The following is a 14,449-nucleotide window of genomic DNA, read 5'->3' as shown; positions in this document are numbered from 1 at the left end:
CTGAACCGCACGCCGGGCGGGAGGTCCTGACGGACGGCGGCTCCGGGGCGCCGGGTCAGCCGAAAGTGCGGCGGTAGGTCTGCGGGCTGACGCCGGTGGTGCGTTTGAAGCGTTCGCGGAACGTGGTGGGCGAGCCGAAGCCGACCTGGCAGCCGATGCGCTCCACGGAGTGCTGCGTGGTTTCCAGCAGGTGCTGTGCCTGGCGGATGCGAGCCCGGTGGAGCCACTGGAGCGGGGTGGTCCCGGTCTGTTCGCGGAACCGCCGGATCAGCGTCCGGACGCTGGTCCCGGACTGCGCGGCGATGTCGGCCAGGGTCAGGTCGCGGGCCAGGTTCTCCCTCAGCCAGGTGAGCAGCGCCTCCAGTTCGGAACCCCGCGGTGCGGGGGCGTGGTCGTGGACGATGAACTGCGCCTGACCGCCCTCGCGTTCGAGCGGCATCACCGACAGGCGGGCGGCGTCCGCGGCGACCGCCGATCCGTAGTCCCGGCGGATCATGTGCAGACACAGGTCCAGCCCCGCGGCGGCGCCGGCCGACGTGAGCAACTGGCCGTTGTCGACGTAGAGGACGTCCGGGTCGACGTCGACGTCCGGGTGGAGGGAGGCCAGAAGCCCGGCCGCGCGCCAGTGGGTCGTGACGCGCAGCCCGTCGAGGAGCCCGGTGGCGGCCAGGGGGAAGGTGCCCGCGCAGACGGAGGCGATCCGGGTGCCGTCGCCGGCGGCCGACCGAAGGGCGTCACGTACGGCGGGGGAGAGCGGGGCCGTGGGATCGGTGACGCCCGGCACGATGATCGTGTCCGCGTCCTGGAGGCCCTCCAGACCCCAGGGCGCACGCAGGGCGAAGGCCCCGGCGTCGACCTCGTCGCGCTCGGCGCACACCCGGACCTGGTAGCCGGGCCGCCCGTCGGGCAGGCGGGTCCGCGAGAAGACCTCGATCGGGGTCGACAGGTCGAACGGGATCACCTTGTCCAGCGCGAGAACGGCGACTGTGTGCATGGCCAGAACGTACCTCCCCACCGCTCCTCGCCATCGGCCCGATTTCTGGACTGCCCCATGTCACAGCACTTCTGAAGCCCTCGGAAGCTCCTGGCAATTTCCCGTCGAAAACTGTCACTCACGCCACTGTGCGGCCGGATCGACAGCAAGTTGACTTCGACGCGTCGGAGAGAGCGATCCCGAAGGAACGCCCATGCACATCCAGGCGGTCCTGTTCGACGGTTTCGCCCCTCTCGATGCCATCGCCCCCTACGAAGTGCTCCGATCCGCGTAGCACAGTCAGGAAGAACATCTGCATGTCCGTCGAAGGCACTTGGAACCCGTCGATCTCCACCCCCATGGGCACGACGAAGGCCGTGGCCGAACTCCGTGAGCGGGACGCCGTGCTGACCGGCGTCGCCCATGGAGCCGGCGAGGAAGTACCGCTCACCGACGTCGCCCTCGACGGCGACCGGCTCACCTGGAAACAGGCCATCACCAAGCCCCTGCGCACCGCCCCGGAGCGCCAGGCGTGACCAAGCTCTTCCTCTCCTTGCACGTCCTGGCCGCCATCATCGCCGTCGGTCCCGTCACCGTCGCCGCGAGCATGTTCCCCGCGGCGCTGCGCCGCGCCCTCGGCGATGCCGGTGCCGGCGACGCCCGGACGGCCCTGCGGACACTGCACCGCATCTGCCGGGTCTACGCCGGCGTCGGCATCGCCGTCCCTCTCTTCGGCTTCGCCACGGCCGGCAGCCTCGGCGTCCTCGGAGACGCCTGGCTGATCACCTCGATCCTGCTGACCGCGGCCGCCGCCGGCGTTCTGGCCCTGCTCATCCTGCCCGCCCAGGACCGTGCCCTGGCCGAGGCGGCGGAGCCTCACGCTCCGTCGGCGCCGGCGCCCCTGAGACCGGGCCGACTGGCCATGCTCACCGGCGTCTTCAACCTGTTGTGGGCCACCGTCACCGTACTGATGATCATCCGCCCCGGCTCCACCACGGGAGCGTGACCATGCACCTGCGGTCTCCGCGCCATCTGCGCGTCGCGGCGCACGCCGAGCTGATGTCCCTGATCGTGATGCTGGCCAACCTGTTCACCGTCCACCTCCAGCCCGTCTCGTCCCTGATGGGCCCCACCCACGGCTGTGCCTACCTGTTCGTCGTGATCGCGACATGCCGCTTCGACCGGGCCCCGGCCGCCGCGAAGGTCCTGGCCCTCGTCCCGGGTGCCGGCGGGCTGCTCGCCCTGCGACAGCTCGGCCGCGTCGACACGACCCGTGACCGAGCGGAGGAAGTCATCCCCTCATGAACCTTGTGTCCCCGATCATCGTCGGCATCGTCTACTGCCTGCTGATGTCCCTGATCGAAGAACCGCACCGACGCCGCTTCAACGCGATCATGGTCGGCGGAGCCGGCGCCGCCTATCTGAGCGGGGGCGGATTCGGCCCGTGGGAGCTCCCGTTCGTCGCGCTCACGGCCTACGTCGCCTACCGCGGTCTGGAGTCCTGGACCTTCATCGGCATCGGCTGGCTGCTCCACACCGCATGGGACATGGCCCACCACCTCAAGGGCAATCCGATCCTGCCGTTCTCCCACGACTCGTCCCTGTCATGCGCCATCTGCGATCCGGTCATCGCCCTGTGGTGCCTGCGCGGAGGCCCTTCCCTGATCGCGCCCGTCCGCCGGTGGCTCAGGCCCAGCCGGACAGCGGACCCGGGCGAGCGCCGCGCCCGCCCCGGCCCGGCTCGTAGAATCGCCGGGTGAACGCCCCCCTGTCCCCGGCCGAAAACCTCCGCGCCGCCCTCGCCGGCCTGCTCGACGGGCTGCCGCCCCGGCAGGCCTCGCAGGCGGTCGAGCGGCTGATCGCCAGTTACCGGGGCGCCACCCCGACCGACGCCCCCATCCTCCGGGACCGGGCCGACGTCGCCGCATACGCCGCCTACCGGATGCCCGCGACCTTCGAGGCCGTGCGCTCCGCGCTGGAGGCGTTCGCGGACGCCGCTCCCGGATGGGTGCCCGGCGGGCACACCGACGTCGGCGGGGGCACGGGCGCCGCGGCCTGGGCCGTGAGCGCGGTCTGGGGCGGTCAGCGGCCCGTCACCGTGCTCGACTGGGCCGAGCCCGCGCTCGCCCTGGGGCGCGAGATCGCCGCGGCCAACCCGGAGCTGAAGGACGTCCGCTGGCAGCGCTCCCGGATCGGAGCGGCCCTCACCCTCGAGAGCACGGACCTCGTCACCGTCTCCTACGTCCTCAACGAGCTGACCGCCGCCGACCGCACCGCCCTCGTCGACGCCGCCGCGGCCGCCGCCCGGGCCGTCGTGATCGTCGAACCCGGCACCCCCGACGGCTACGCCCGGCTCATCGAGGCCCGCGACCGGCTGATCACCGCCGGCTTGCGGATCGCCGCGCCCTGCCCGCACAGCGCCGCCTGCCCCATCGTCCCCGGCACGGACTGGTGCCACTTCTCCGCCCGGGTCAGCCGCTCCTCCCTGCACCGCCAGGTCAAGGGCGGCTCCCTCGCCTACGAGGACGAGAAGTTCGCCTACGTGGCCGCCGCCCGTTTCCCCGTCGAACCGGCACCCTCCCGGGTCGTCCGGCGCCCCCAGATCCGCAAGGGCCAGGTCCTCCTCGACCTGTGCGAGAGCGAGCCGTCCCTGCGCCGCGCCACCGTCACCAAGCGCCACGGCGACCTGTACAAGGCCGCCCGGGACGCCGACTGGGGAGACCCCTGGCCACCCTCGTGACCTGACCGCGCCCGGCCCGACGGGCCGGCGCGTCCCGCGTCCGCGCCCGGTCGGCGGGGCGCAGGTCCGCGAGGTCGCCACCGTGGTTCCCGCCCGGCGCCCCCGCACCCGTGAATCGAAGCGCAAGGGGACTCCCGCGGGCACGAAACTGCATGCGCCGGACCGCCCGGGAGGATCCCGCGCGCGGGAGTCCGCTTCTCCCTCGCGCCGGGGAGGTTCACGACGTCCGGCCGGCCGTGCCCTCCTCCCGTGCCTCCTGCTGCTGCCGGCTCTCCTGGAGCTTGCGCAGCAGTTCGCGCTTCTGGGCCTGGGGGTCCATGCCGCCGCCGATCCGGCCGCCGCGGCCGCCGCCGCGCAGCTCCCTGCGGCCGAGGTTCTTGCGCGATCCGCCGACACCCAGCATGTTTCCGGCTCCGCCTCGGGTCATCTCGGGCTCCTTCCGTGACCATGCGTCACCACTGTTCGCGACGAGACGGTTCGTCTCGTACGCATAGCCCCCACTGTCCGCGAGACGCTCCGTCTTGTCAACCTGATAAATTCGGGCCATGGCCGTCCAGAAACCCACCCAACCCGCCCCCGGCAAGTCCGCCCCCGACTCCACCCGGCGCAGCGAGAAGTCCCGCCGCGCCATCTACGACGCCGCCCTCGCGCTCGTCGTCGAGGCCGGCTACCCGAAGACCACCATCGAGGGCATCGCGGCCCGCGCCGGTGTCGGCAAGCAGACGATCTACCGCTGGTGGTCGTCCAAGGCCGACGTCCTGATGGAGGCCTTCCTCGACCTGGCCGAGCAGTCCATGGAGGAGGCCGGGCCGGCGCCGTACGCCTTCCCGGACACCGGCGATCTCGCCGCCGACCTCAAGGCCGTCCTGCGCGCCACCGTCGACGAACTGCGCGACCCGAGGTTCGAGGCGCCCTCCCGCGCGCTGGCCGCCGAGGGCGTCGTCAACGAGCAGCTCGGGCGCCAACTCGTCGCCAAGCTGATGCAGCCCTCACTCGACCTCTACATCGCCCGGCTGCGCGCCGCCCAGGAGGCCGGCCAGGTACGGCCCGAGATCGACCCGCGCATCGCCCTGGAGTTCTTCGTCTCCCCGCTCGCCCAGCGCTGGCTCCAGCACACCGGCCCGATCTCCTACGAGTACACCGACACCCTCGTCGACTACGCCCTTCACGGCCTCGCCCCGCGCTGAGCGGCCCGGGCCAGACGCCCCGGGGCGTCCGTGATCACGCCGTCGCAGCCCAGCGCCAGCACCCGGTCCCGCTGCGCGTCCGTCAGCACGGTGTGCGCCCACACCCGCGCGATCCCCGAGTTCACCGCCCGCACCAGGTCCGCGTCGCGCGCCCGGTGGTCCACGTCCAGCAGGTCCACGAACGACCTCCAGCGCTCCGGGCGGTCCGTGCGCAGCTGCCGCGCCGAGCGCCACACCTGCGAGAGCAGCCCCAGGCGGTGGACACGCCGGGCCACCTCCGGGTCGTTGGAGTTCACGAACACCGAGCGGGTCAGGCCGCGGGCCCGGATCAGCTCGGCCAGCCGGTCCAGGCTCCGCGGGTCCTTCGCCTCCAGCATCAGCACGATCCGCCCGCCGAAACGATCCAGCACCTCGGCGACCGTCGGCGGCCGCTCCGAGCGCCAGCTCCCCGGGAGCCGGTCCTTCGGGCGCAGCCGTACGCCCTGCCACTCCCGGGCGTCCAGACCGCCCACCGCGCCGCCCAGGTAGGTGGTGCGGTTCAGCGTCTCGTCGTGGAACACCACCGGCGTGCCGTCGCGCAGCAGCCGCGTGTCGAAGTCCAGCACCTGCGCGGTCCCGCGCTCGTAGGCGGTCGTCAGCCCCGCCATGCTGTTCTCGGGGACCTCGCGGGCGCCGCCGCGGTGCGCGACGTACGTGATCCTCGGCAGGGCCGCCACGGTCAGCGGACCCGCGCCCCACTCCAGCGGCGCAGGGGCACGGCCGCCGGGCCCCGTGAGGGTCAATGAGACCACGGTGGCCGCGGAGGCCAGACCCGTCAGCGCGATCCTTGTGACCATGGCGACCACGGTAGGACGCCATGTCATGTCAAAGCGGGCAATGACACCCGATCATGCCGAGAGCGGGGATCGCCGCTTCTTCTCCCATCGGACGCCCGGTGCACGTTGCGTCCCCGGTGTCCCGGATGTGGGCACTGGCCCCCCGGTGCGCGGGAAGATGGGACGATGAGGCATGCTGTTCCGCACGACGGCGAGGCGAGGGGATAGATGAGCGCGGAGTTCGGCGGCCGGACCGGCCTGCAGGGCAAACTCACCCAGTGGCTGCGCGCCGGGCGCCGGTCGAAGGAGACCGCCGGGGACGGCGGCCGTGAGGCCCTGCTGCTCGCCGCCGCCGATGCGGGACTGCCCCTCGCGCCCGCGGCCCACCCGGAGGCCGGGTACCGCTGCTCCTGCGACCGGGTCGGCTGTCCCACCCCCGCCCGGCACCCGGTGTCCTTCGCCTGGCAGACGCAGTCCACCACCGACCACGCCCAGATCGAGCGCTGGGCCCGCCACCAGCCGCAGGCCAACTTCATCACCGCGACCGGCATGGTGCACGACGTCCTCGACGTGCCCCTCGACGCCGGTCGCGACGCGTTGGAGCGGCTGCTCGCCGCCGGGATCGAGGTCGGGCCGGTCGCCGAGAGCGACGACGGCCGCCTGCTGTTCTTCACGCTCACCCGCGGTACGCCCGAGGACGAGGACGAGTGGTGGCCGTGCGAACTGGACTGCCACCCCGAGACGATGGACGAGCACCCCGGGCTGCGCTGGCACTGCCGGGGCTCCTACGTCCTCGTGCCGCCGGCGATGCTGCCGGGTGAGAGCCAGGGGGTGCGGTGGGTGCGAGGACCCGAGCACGCGCTGCCGGATCCGCTGAGCCTGCTGGAGGTGCTCACGGAGGTGTGCGGGCGTTACGTGGATGAGGGTGACGCCGGGCATGCGGCGGGGGCGGGCTGGCCGCTGCGGCACTAGTGCCTGTCGGCGACTGGGCCCGGGGGCATGAGGGCTGGGGCGGGGGCCTGGGCTACGAGCCTTCCGCCGAGGTCATGCCCTGGATTCTGCCCAGGATGGTGACCTTGCCCTGGCCCTTGGGGTCCAGCGCCACCTCGTTGGAGACGAACTCCATCGTCAGGGACTGCTTGATCTCGCCCTTCGTCAGGGCGAGGACGTCCTTGTTCGGGGTGGGCACGGACGTGCCCGCGTAGGCGGTCTGCTTCTCGTAGTGGCGCGTGGTGAAGAACACCAGCGCCCCGCCGTCGGTCGTGCGCAGCGCGAGTGGTGCGTAGTCGCCGTTCGTCAGCGGCTCGTCGATGTACTGGGTGACCATGCCCGGCTTCTTGCCGTTCTTCTCGCGCAGCGCACGCCACTGGCTGGTGTGGGCGCCGTCGGTGAAGGTCTCCCCGCCGCTCTTCAGGTACGTCGCGTACCTGCCGCTCAGGTCGCCGGGGTCGGTGGCCAGGTCCGTCGACTTGACCGGGACGGACTCGGCCCAGCCGTCGGCGTCCTTCTTGAACTGCGGGACCTTGCCCGGGGCGACGAGCGTCAGATACGCCACCTGGAAGGGGTCGTCCAGGTTGCTGCGGGTGAAGACCAGGAGCCAGCGGGCGGCGCCGCCCTTGTTGCCGGCCGCGTCGACGACGAACCAGCGGGGCCAGCCGGCCTTCTTGGGAATGGTGAACTTCGCGTCCGTCAGCGTCAGCGGGGTGTGGTTGGGGTTGCCGTCCGGGTTGTTGGCCTTACCGGCCTTGAGGCGGGCCGAGTCGATGTCGGAGAGGGCGCCGGTGGTGTGGTCGGCGTCCAGGGTGCCGTCGTAGGCCTTGTCGGCCTCGTTGTACGCGGCCGTGAACTCCTGGAGGGCCTTGGCGGCTTCGGCGCGGGTCGTGGACGGGAGGATCTCCCGTTCGCCGTGCACGACGACGCATCCACTGGCCGTGAGCGACAAAGCGGTCGCCGAGGCTGCTATGAGGGCGCTCCGGGCGGGCCTGCGGAGCGTTCGAGGGTCGCGATCCCTGCTCATCGGGTACCTTCACCTTCCCCTTTCCGGAGGCGAACCCTACCGGGTGCCTCCGGCGGTTGGGCGGGGGTGGGGTGGGGTGGTCGTCCGCTTCGTCTGACGCAGGGTGGGGGTGCGCGCCTTCGCCTGGCGCCGGGTGGTGGGTCGGGGCCGCGCCGGGGGGTGTCCGTCCTCGGAACGGCGCGATGGACCTTGATACCGACTGACTGTCCGTTGACGCGCCAACCGCTGCGGGCGGACACCCCCCGACACGGCCCCTTGCGCCGTTCGGCGGGTGCGGGCCGCCCCCGCTGCGGGCATGCGTGCCGCTAAGGGCGGCACCCGTCCCAAAGAGAGCGGCACCCCGCTGCGCCGGGCTGCGGACCCACCCGGCCTCGGCCGCTACGCCGCGTCGCGTACAGGCGCCTTCGCCGGAGGTCGGGTCGGGGCCAGGAACAGGGTCAGGGTGGGGATCAAGTAGAGGAGCCACACGCCGACTTGGAGTGTCGTGGGGTCGGGCTGGAAGTTGAAGACGCCCTTGAGGAGCGTGCCGTACCAGCTGTCCGGAGGGATCGTGCCGGAGATGTCGAACGCCTTGTCCGTGAGGCCGGGCAGGAAGTCGGCCTCCTGGAGGTCGTGGAAGCCGTAGGCGAGGACACCGGCCGCCACGACCACCAGCATGCCGCTGGTCCACGTGAAGAACTTCGCCAGGTTGATGCGCAGCGCGCCGCGGTAGAACAGCCAGCCCAGGAGGACCGCCGTGAGGAGGCCCAGGGCGACGCCGAGCAGCGGGCGGGGCGTGCCGTCGCTCGCCGCGTGGACCGACGCCCAGACGAACAGGGCCGTTTCCAGGCCCTCCCGGCCCACCGCGAGGAACGCCGTGGCGACCAGCGCGCCGGTGCCCATCGCGAGGGCTGCGTCGAGACGGCCGTGCAGTTCCGACTTCAGGTGGCGGGCCGTGCGGCGCATCCAGAACACCATCCACGTCACCAGGCCGACCGCGAGGATGGAGAGGGATCCGCCCAGCGCCTCCTGGGCCTGGAACGTCAGCTCCTGGGAGCCGAATTCGAGAACGCAGCCGAAGCCGAACGCGAGGGCGATCGCGACGCCTATGCCGGCCCAGATCGGCTTCAGGGCGTCCTTGCGGTCCGTCTTGACCAGGTAGGCGATGAGGATGCAGACGACGAGGCTCGCCTCCAGGCCCTCGCGCAGACCGATCAGGTAGTTGGAGAACACCGGCTCAGGCCTCCTTCGAGAACAGCGTCCGGCCCCACCAGTCGTCCTTGTCGCGGACGCCCGGCGGGACGGCGAAGAGCGCCGAACCCACGTGCTGGATGTATTCGTTGAGCGCGTCCGCGGCCAGGCTGCGCTGGATGGGGATGAAGCCCTTGCGCACATCACGCTGGTAGGCCAGGAAGAACAGGCCCGCGTCCAGGCGCCCGAGGCCGTCCGTGCCGTCGGTGAACGAGTAGCCGCGGCGCAGGATCGTCGCCCCGTGGTTGGTGTCGGGGTGCGCCAGCCGGACGTGCGCGTCGGGCTTCATCGCCTTCAGGAACGGCTCATCGCGCTCCTTGGCCTTGCCGACCGGCGCACCCTCGCCCTTGTCACGGCCGAAGATGTCCTCCTGCTCCTGCAGCGAGGTGCGGTCCCAGGTCTCGATGTGCATGCGGATGCGGCGGGCCACCAGGTAGCTGCCGCCCACCATCCAGGCCGGCTCGTCCTTCTCGTCCACCCAGACGAACTTCTTCAGGCGGTCCGTCTCGGTGCCCGCGATGTTGCGGGTGCCGTCCTTGAACCCCATGAGGTTGCGCGGCGTCTGCGCCTCGGGCGTGGTGGAGGAGGTCTTGCCGAAGCCGAGCTGCGACCACTTGATGACGACCTTGCCGAAGCCGATGCGGGCCAGGTTGCGGACGGCGTGGACCGCGACCTGGGGGTCGTCGGCGCAGGCCTGGATGCACAGGTCGCCGCCGCTGCGGTTCTTGTCGAGGTTGTCGCCCGCGAACTTCGGCAGGTCGACCAGGGCCTCCGGGCGGCGGTCCGCGAGGCCGAACTTCCCGAACAGGGACGGGCCGAAGCCGATCGTGAGGGTCAGGCGGGAGGGTTTGAGGCCGAGCGCCTCGCCGGTGTCGTCCGGGGGCGCCTCCGCCAGGCCGCCGAACGCGCCCTCGCCGACGGCCTGTCCGGCCGTCATGCGCCGGGCGGCCGCCGTCCAGTCCTTCAGCAACTGGACGAAGGCCTCACGGTCGTCGGTCGTCACGTCGAACGCGGCGAAGTGCAGGCGGTCCTGCACCGGCGTGGCGATGCCCGCCTGGTGCGGGCCGTGGAAGGCGATCGCCGAACCGGCAGCCGCCGGTGCGGTGTCGTCCTCGGTGCGGGCCATCGCCACCGCTCCGCCGGCCGCGGCCGCGCCGAGCGCCAGGCCCGCGCCGCCCCAGCCGAGCAGGGAACGGCGGCTGGGGGAGGGGGAGTCGGTGTCCGTCATCGCTACTTCACCACCGCCGCGGCGAGCTTCGACAGCGGCTCCGCCAGGGCGTTGACCGCGTCCGAGAGCTCCTTGCGGTCGGCCTTGCCGACCTTGTCGTAGGACGTGAAGTCGTACGACGTGGTGTTCGGACGGTACTGGTCGAGCAGCTTGTCCAGGGCCGCGAACTGCTCCTCGAGCTCGGTGACGAGGGCCGCGTCGTTCTCCTTCGCGACCGGCTTCAGCAGGTCGTAGGACTTCTGCGCGCCCTCGACGTTGGCCTTGAAGTCGACCAGGTCGGTGTGCGAGTAGCGCTCCTCCTCGCCGGTGACCTTGCCGGTGGCGACCTCGTCGAGGAGTTCCTTGGCACCGTTGGCCATGGAGGTGGGGGTGATCTCGGCCTTGCCGACCCGGTTCTGCCAGTCCTTCAGGTCCTTGATCAGCAGGTCGGCGAGGTCCTTCTCGCGGGTGCCGATCTTCTTGTCCTGCCAGAGGGCCTTCTCCAGGCGGTGCCAGCCCGTCCAGTCGGTGGCCGGGTCCTGGCCGTCCTCCAGGCCGTCCTCGCGGACGTCGACCTTGGGGTCGATGTCGCCGAAGGACTCGGCGACCGGCTCGGTGCGCTCCCAGCCGATGCGGGAGGGGGCGTAGGCCTTCTTCGCCGCCTCGAGGTCGCCGTCCTTGACGGCCGCGGCGAACGCCTCGGCCTTCGGCAGCGTCTCGTCGGCCTGCGCCTGCGCGTAGGCGCGGTAGGCCGCGACGGCCTTGTCCAGGCGCGGGTCGCGCCGGACGGCCTTGCCGCCGGTGGCCTTGACGGCCTGGCGGATGCCGTCGCCCTTCATGCCGGGCTTGCACGCGATCTGGTACTCGCCGGCCTTCACCTCGGCGGTGACCCGCTGCCTGGTACCGGGGCCTATGTTCTCCCGCTCGGTGACCACACGGTCGTCGGGGAAGAGGACGTAGACCTCGGTGACCTTGGAGCCCTTGTTCTCGACGGCCAGCTCGACATGCCCGGCCGGGAACTCCTTCTTCGACACCTGGCACTTGTCGTCGGTCGCCGTCACGTTGATGACGTGGTCGCCGTCCTTCGCGTCGCTCTTCTCGGTGCAGCCGGTGACGGCGGCCAGGGCCGCCGCGGCGGCGATGACGACGGAAGCGGGACGAGCGGGTCGCATGAAGGCTCCAGACAAGAGGAGGTAGGTGAGGCTCACCTAAGGCAGCACATAAGGATGGCCTAAGTGGCTCAAAAACGCCGTCATGATTGGGTCAAGGGGCGGTCAAAGGTCGCATCGCTCCCCCTGCCGCGCCGGCGCACGTCCTCGACCGGCGAGAATGCCTCCCGTGACTGAATACGACGTGCTCCGCGTCTTCTGCGGGCCGAACGGTGGGTACGGCAACGAGCTCGGGGTCGTGCGCGAAGGGTCCGTGATGCCCGAGCCGGAGGAGCGGCAGGCGTTCGCAGCGAAGGTCGGGTTCAGCGAGACCGTGTTCGTCGACGACCCCGAGCGCGGAGTGATCGACATCTACACGCCCACGCTGCGGCTGCCCTTCGCCGGGCACCCCTGCGTCGGGGCGGCATGGCTGCTCGACGTGCCCGAGCTGGTCACGCCCGCCGGAGTGGTAGGGGCCCGGCAGGACGGGGAGTTCTGCTGGATCGAGGCGCGGGCGGAGTGGGTGCCGCCGCGGACGCTGCGCCGGTACGGCAGCGCCGCCGAGGTCGACGACCTGACCGTGCCGCCACCGGGGGAGTGGGTGTACGCCTGGGCGTGGGAGGACGAGCCCGCCGGGCGGATCCGGGCCCGGGCCTTCCCCGGCCGGGGCGACGGCATCGACGAGGACGAGGCGACCGGGGCCGCCGCCCTGCTGCTCACCGACCGGCTCGGCCGGGCCCTCAACATCACCCAGGGCGCGGGCTCCCAGATCCTCACCGCGCCCCAGCCGGGCGGGTGGACCGAGGTCGGCGGACGGGTCCACCTCGAACGCTGACCCGGACGGAGGGCGTCCGTACGGGTGGAACAGCGTGTGTGGGCGGTGGTGAACGGGGACCACTGGGCGTGACCAAGCACCACCGCGAGAGGACTCTCATGCGCATTCGATCCGCTCTGGCCGTCGTCGCCCTGACCGCCGCCCTGTCCGCCACCGGCGCGGCTGCCGCCTCCGCCAACGACGACGCGGACTACCGCGACGACCACCACGTGGCGTGCAGCCCGTACTTCGGTGAGCTCGAGGCCGAGACCGCCGAGATCGAGTGGGGCGGGGCCGTCTGCCACAACGGTCCGTTCGACATCTGAGCAGGACAGTCCCGGCTCTCTCGAGCCGGCACCGGGGCCCCCTCGCCACGCGCGAGCGGGGCCCCGCCCGTTCACGCCGTCAGCGGGAACTCCTCGCCCAGCGCCTCGAACACCGCGTTGTTCAGCCCGTACGCCCGCTTGCACTCGGCCACGATCCGCTGCCGCTCCAGCTCGTCACCGGGCACCGCGTCCAGCAGCTCGCAGTAGGTCCGCTTGAAGGCGGCCGGGTTGGGGATCTCCTCGAAGACGTAGAAGCGGACTCCGTCGCCCTTCCTCGCAAAACCCCAGGTCTTCTCCGCCGTGTCGCGGATGATCTGCCCGCCGGAGAGGTCGCCCAGGTAGCGGGTGTAGTGGTGGGCGATGTAGCCGGCCGGCCAGCTGCGGGCGCACTCCGTGATCCGTTCCGCGTACTCCAGGGTGGCCGGCAGTGCGCGGGCCGCCGTCCGCCAGCCGGGGCCGCGCAGATGCTCCAGGTCACGCTCCAGCGCCGTCAGGCGGAACAGCTCCGGACGGACGAAGGGGCCCGCCACCGGGTCCGCGGCCAGCTGCCGGGCGCCGGACTCCAGCGCGCCGTACAGGAACCACAGCTGCTCCGTGTACCGCGCGAACGCCTCGACCCCCAGTTTGCGCCCCAGCAGGTCGCCGATGAAGGCCGAGCCCCTGGCCTCCTCGTGCTGCGCGCGAGAAGCGGTCCGAAGGAGCGTCGAGAAGGATTCCATGCGCACACTTTTCCCGACGGGCTGTCGGTAAAACCTCCGTGCCGAAACGATGCGGCCCGCCCTCCGGGGGAGAGCGGGCCGTGCGGTGGGATGCGGGCGGTGGTGCTACGGCAGCGTGAGGATCTCCGCGCCCGAGTCCGTGACCACCAGCGTGTGCTCGAACTGGGCCGTCCGCTTCCGGTCCTTCGTGACGACCGTCCAGCCGTCGTCCCACATGTCGTACTCGTGCGTCCCGAGCGTCAGCATCGGCTCGATCGTGAACGTCATGCCGGGCTGGATCACCGTCGTCGCGTGCGGGCTGTCGTAGTGCGGGATGATCAGGCCCGAGTGGAACGACGAGTTGATGCCGTGCCCGGTGAAGTCCCTCACCACTCCGTAGCCGAAGCGCTTGGCGTACGACTCGATGACCCGGCCGATGATGTTGATCTGCCGGCCCGGCTTGACCGCCTTGATCGCCCGCTCCAGGGACTCCCGGGTCCGCTCCACCAGCAGCCGCGACTCCTCGTCGACGTCACCCACCAGGTAGGTGGCGTTGTTGTCGCCGTGCACACCGCCGATGTACGCGGTCACGTCGAGGTTGACGATGTCGCCGTCGCGCAGGACCGTCGAATCCGGGATGCCGTGGCAGATGACCTCGTTGACGCTCGTGCACAGCGACTTCGGGAAGCCGCGGTAGCCCAGCGTCGAGGGGTAGGCGCCGTGGTCGCACATGTACTCGTGCGCGACCCTGTCCAACTCGTCCGTGGTCACCCCGGGGGAGATCAGCTTCGCGGCCTCCGCCATCGCCCGGGCCGCGATCCGGCCGGCCACGCGCATCGCCTCGACGGTCTCGGGCGTCTGCACCTCCGGTCCGGTGTACGGCGTCGGCGCGGGCTTGCCGACGTACTCGGGGCGACGGATGTTTCCGGGCACGGAACGGGTGGGGGACAGCTCCCCCGGGACGAGCAGCGACTGGCCAGACATGCCAGCGAGTCTAACCAGCGGCGATGGGGGAACATGACGATGGCGAGAGGAGCTGGTCATGGCCCTGTTCAAGAAGCGCACGGTCGGCAAGCCGGGTGAGTGGTACTACTGCCTGGAGCACAAGAAGGTCGAGGAGGGGCCGGAGTGCCCCAACAAGGACCGGTTCGGGCCGTACGCCTCCCGCACGGAGGCCGAACACGCGATGGAGATCGCCCGCGAGCGCAACCTCCAGTGGGAGAACGACCCCAGGTGGCACGACGCCCCGGCGGGCAGCCGGGACGACGAGAGCTGATCCCACCGACGCCCGGGG

The 14,449-nt window shown here is 71.5% G+C and carries 18 protein-coding genes and 1 pseudogene; 10 read left to right on the top strand and 9 right to left on the bottom strand.

Going from position 1 to position 14,449, the window contains the following annotated elements; all coding sequences use genetic code 11:
* Positions 1-55: 55 nt before the first annotated feature.
* Positions 56-994 carry a GlxA family transcriptional regulator gene (locus IGS69_RS09425; RefSeq protein WP_190898276.1) on the bottom strand — a complete coding sequence of 313 codons (939 nt, stop codon included), beginning with the start codon at positions 992-994 and terminating at the stop codon, positions 56-58.
* Positions 995-1,290: 296 nt separating this feature from the next.
* Between IGS69_RS09425 and IGS69_RS09420 the strand changes: the two are divergent.
* The 5 genes and pseudogenes from IGS69_RS09420 to IGS69_RS09400 all read left to right on the top strand — a co-directional run.
* Positions 1,291-1,485, top strand: a pseudogene (locus IGS69_RS09420) (hypothetical protein); the annotation flags it as partial.
* 20 nt (positions 1,486-1,505) lie between these two features.
* Positions 1,506-1,979: a DUF2269 family protein gene (locus IGS69_RS09415; protein WP_190898275.1), complete on the top strand. Its 474-nt coding sequence runs from the start codon at positions 1,506-1,508 to the stop codon at positions 1,977-1,979.
* Between the two features lie 2 nt (positions 1,980-1,981).
* A complete protein-coding gene (locus IGS69_RS09410; protein WP_190898274.1) occupies positions 1,982-2,278 on the top strand; it encodes a DUF3817 domain-containing protein in 297 nt (98 codons plus the stop codon).
* Positions 2,275-2,733: a DUF6010 family protein gene (locus IGS69_RS09405; RefSeq protein ID WP_190898272.1), complete on the top strand. Its 459-nt coding sequence runs from the start codon at positions 2,275-2,277 to the stop codon at positions 2,731-2,733. The genes IGS69_RS09410 and IGS69_RS09405 overlap by 4 nt, the downstream gene beginning before the upstream one ends.
* On the top strand, positions 2,730-3,713 hold the full coding sequence (locus tag IGS69_RS09400) for a small ribosomal subunit Rsm22 family protein (RefSeq protein WP_190898271.1): 984 nt from the start codon (positions 2,730-2,732) through the stop codon (positions 3,711-3,713). The genes IGS69_RS09405 and IGS69_RS09400 overlap by 4 nt, the downstream gene beginning before the upstream one ends.
* Positions 3,714-3,930: 217 nt before the next feature.
* Here the strand turns inward: IGS69_RS09400 and IGS69_RS09395 are convergent, their stop codons facing one another.
* Positions 3,931-4,140 carry a DUF6243 family protein gene (locus IGS69_RS09395; RefSeq protein WP_190898270.1) on the bottom strand — a complete coding sequence of 70 codons (210 nt, stop codon included), beginning with the start codon at positions 4,138-4,140 and terminating at the stop codon, positions 3,931-3,933.
* Between the two features lie 118 nt (positions 4,141-4,258).
* On the opposite strand from IGS69_RS09395, the gene IGS69_RS09390 reads away from it, so the two are divergent.
* A complete protein-coding gene (locus tag IGS69_RS09390) occupies positions 4,259-4,900 on the top strand; it encodes a TetR/AcrR family transcriptional regulator (protein ID WP_190898268.1) in 642 nt (213 codons plus the stop codon).
* On the opposite strand, the gene IGS69_RS09385 is transcribed toward IGS69_RS09390, so the two are convergent.
* Positions 4,879-5,736 (bottom strand): glycerophosphodiester phosphodiesterase, encoded by an 858-nt coding sequence (locus tag IGS69_RS09385; protein WP_190898267.1) that lies wholly within the window; start codon positions 5,734-5,736, stop codon positions 4,879-4,881. The genes IGS69_RS09390 and IGS69_RS09385 overlap by 22 nt on opposite strands.
* Before the next feature lie 207 nt (positions 5,737-5,943).
* Here IGS69_RS09385 and IGS69_RS09380 point away from each other — a divergent pair, with 207 nt between their 5' ends.
* Positions 5,944-6,687 (top strand): bifunctional DNA primase/polymerase, encoded by a 744-nt coding sequence (locus IGS69_RS09380; RefSeq protein ID WP_190898266.1) that lies wholly within the window; start codon positions 5,944-5,946, stop codon positions 6,685-6,687.
* Between the two features lie 52 nt (positions 6,688-6,739).
* Here the strand turns inward: IGS69_RS09380 and IGS69_RS09375 are convergent, their stop codons facing one another.
* The 4 genes from IGS69_RS09375 to efeO all read right to left on the bottom strand — a co-directional run bounded on the left by IGS69_RS09375 (position 6,740) and on the right by efeO (position 11,341).
* Positions 6,740-7,732, bottom strand: a complete 993-nt coding sequence (locus IGS69_RS09375) for a hypothetical protein (RefSeq protein WP_190898265.1) — start codon at positions 7,730-7,732, stop codon at positions 6,740-6,742.
* Between the two features lie 378 nt (positions 7,733-8,110).
* Positions 8,111-8,944 (bottom strand): iron uptake transporter permease EfeU, encoded by an 834-nt coding sequence (gene efeU / locus IGS69_RS09370; RefSeq protein WP_190898264.1) that lies wholly within the window; start codon positions 8,942-8,944, stop codon positions 8,111-8,113.
* A gap of 4 nt (positions 8,945-8,948) precedes the next feature.
* Positions 8,949-10,190 carry an iron uptake transporter deferrochelatase/peroxidase subunit gene (gene efeB, locus IGS69_RS09365; RefSeq protein ID WP_190898262.1) on the bottom strand — a complete coding sequence of 414 codons (1,242 nt, stop codon included), beginning with the start codon at positions 10,188-10,190 and terminating at the stop codon, positions 8,949-8,951.
* 2 nt (positions 10,191-10,192) lie between these two features.
* On the bottom strand, positions 10,193-11,341 hold the full coding sequence (efeO, locus tag IGS69_RS09360; protein ID WP_190898261.1) for an iron uptake system protein EfeO: 1,149 nt from the start codon (positions 11,339-11,341) through the stop codon (positions 10,193-10,195).
* Positions 11,342-11,507: 166 nt separating this feature from the next.
* Here efeO and IGS69_RS09355 point away from each other — a divergent pair, with 166 nt between their 5' ends.
* Positions 11,508-12,152: a PhzF family phenazine biosynthesis protein gene (locus IGS69_RS09355; RefSeq protein ID WP_190898260.1), complete on the top strand. Its 645-nt coding sequence runs from the start codon at positions 11,508-11,510 to the stop codon at positions 12,150-12,152.
* A 98-nt stretch (positions 12,153-12,250) separates the two neighbouring features.
* A complete protein-coding gene (locus tag IGS69_RS09350) occupies positions 12,251-12,457 on the top strand; it encodes a hypothetical protein (RefSeq protein WP_190898259.1) in 207 nt (68 codons plus the stop codon).
* Between the two features lie 71 nt (positions 12,458-12,528).
* Here the strand turns inward: IGS69_RS09350 and IGS69_RS09345 are convergent, their stop codons facing one another.
* Both IGS69_RS09345 and map read right to left on the bottom strand, forming a co-directional pair.
* Entirely contained in the window at positions 12,529-13,176 is a 648-nt protein-coding gene (locus IGS69_RS09345; protein ID WP_190898258.1) for a biliverdin-producing heme oxygenase, read from the bottom strand.
* Positions 13,177-13,281: 105 nt separating this feature from the next.
* Positions 13,282-14,139: a type I methionyl aminopeptidase gene (gene map, locus IGS69_RS09340; protein WP_184912094.1), complete on the bottom strand. Its 858-nt coding sequence runs from the start codon at positions 14,137-14,139 to the stop codon at positions 13,282-13,284.
* Positions 14,140-14,197: 58 nt separating this feature from the next.
* Between map and IGS69_RS09335 the strand changes: the two genes are divergently transcribed.
* A complete protein-coding gene (locus tag IGS69_RS09335; protein WP_190898256.1) occupies positions 14,198-14,431 on the top strand; it encodes a hypothetical protein in 234 nt (77 codons plus the stop codon).
* The last annotated feature ends 18 nt before the right edge of the window (positions 14,432-14,449 follow it).

The sequence above is a fragment of the Streptomyces tuirus genome, assembly GCF_014701095.1.
Taxonomy (GTDB): Bacteria; Actinomycetota; Actinomycetes; order Streptomycetales; family Streptomycetaceae; genus Streptomyces; species Streptomyces tuirus.
This window is presented reverse-complemented; position numbering and strand designations above follow the sequence as displayed.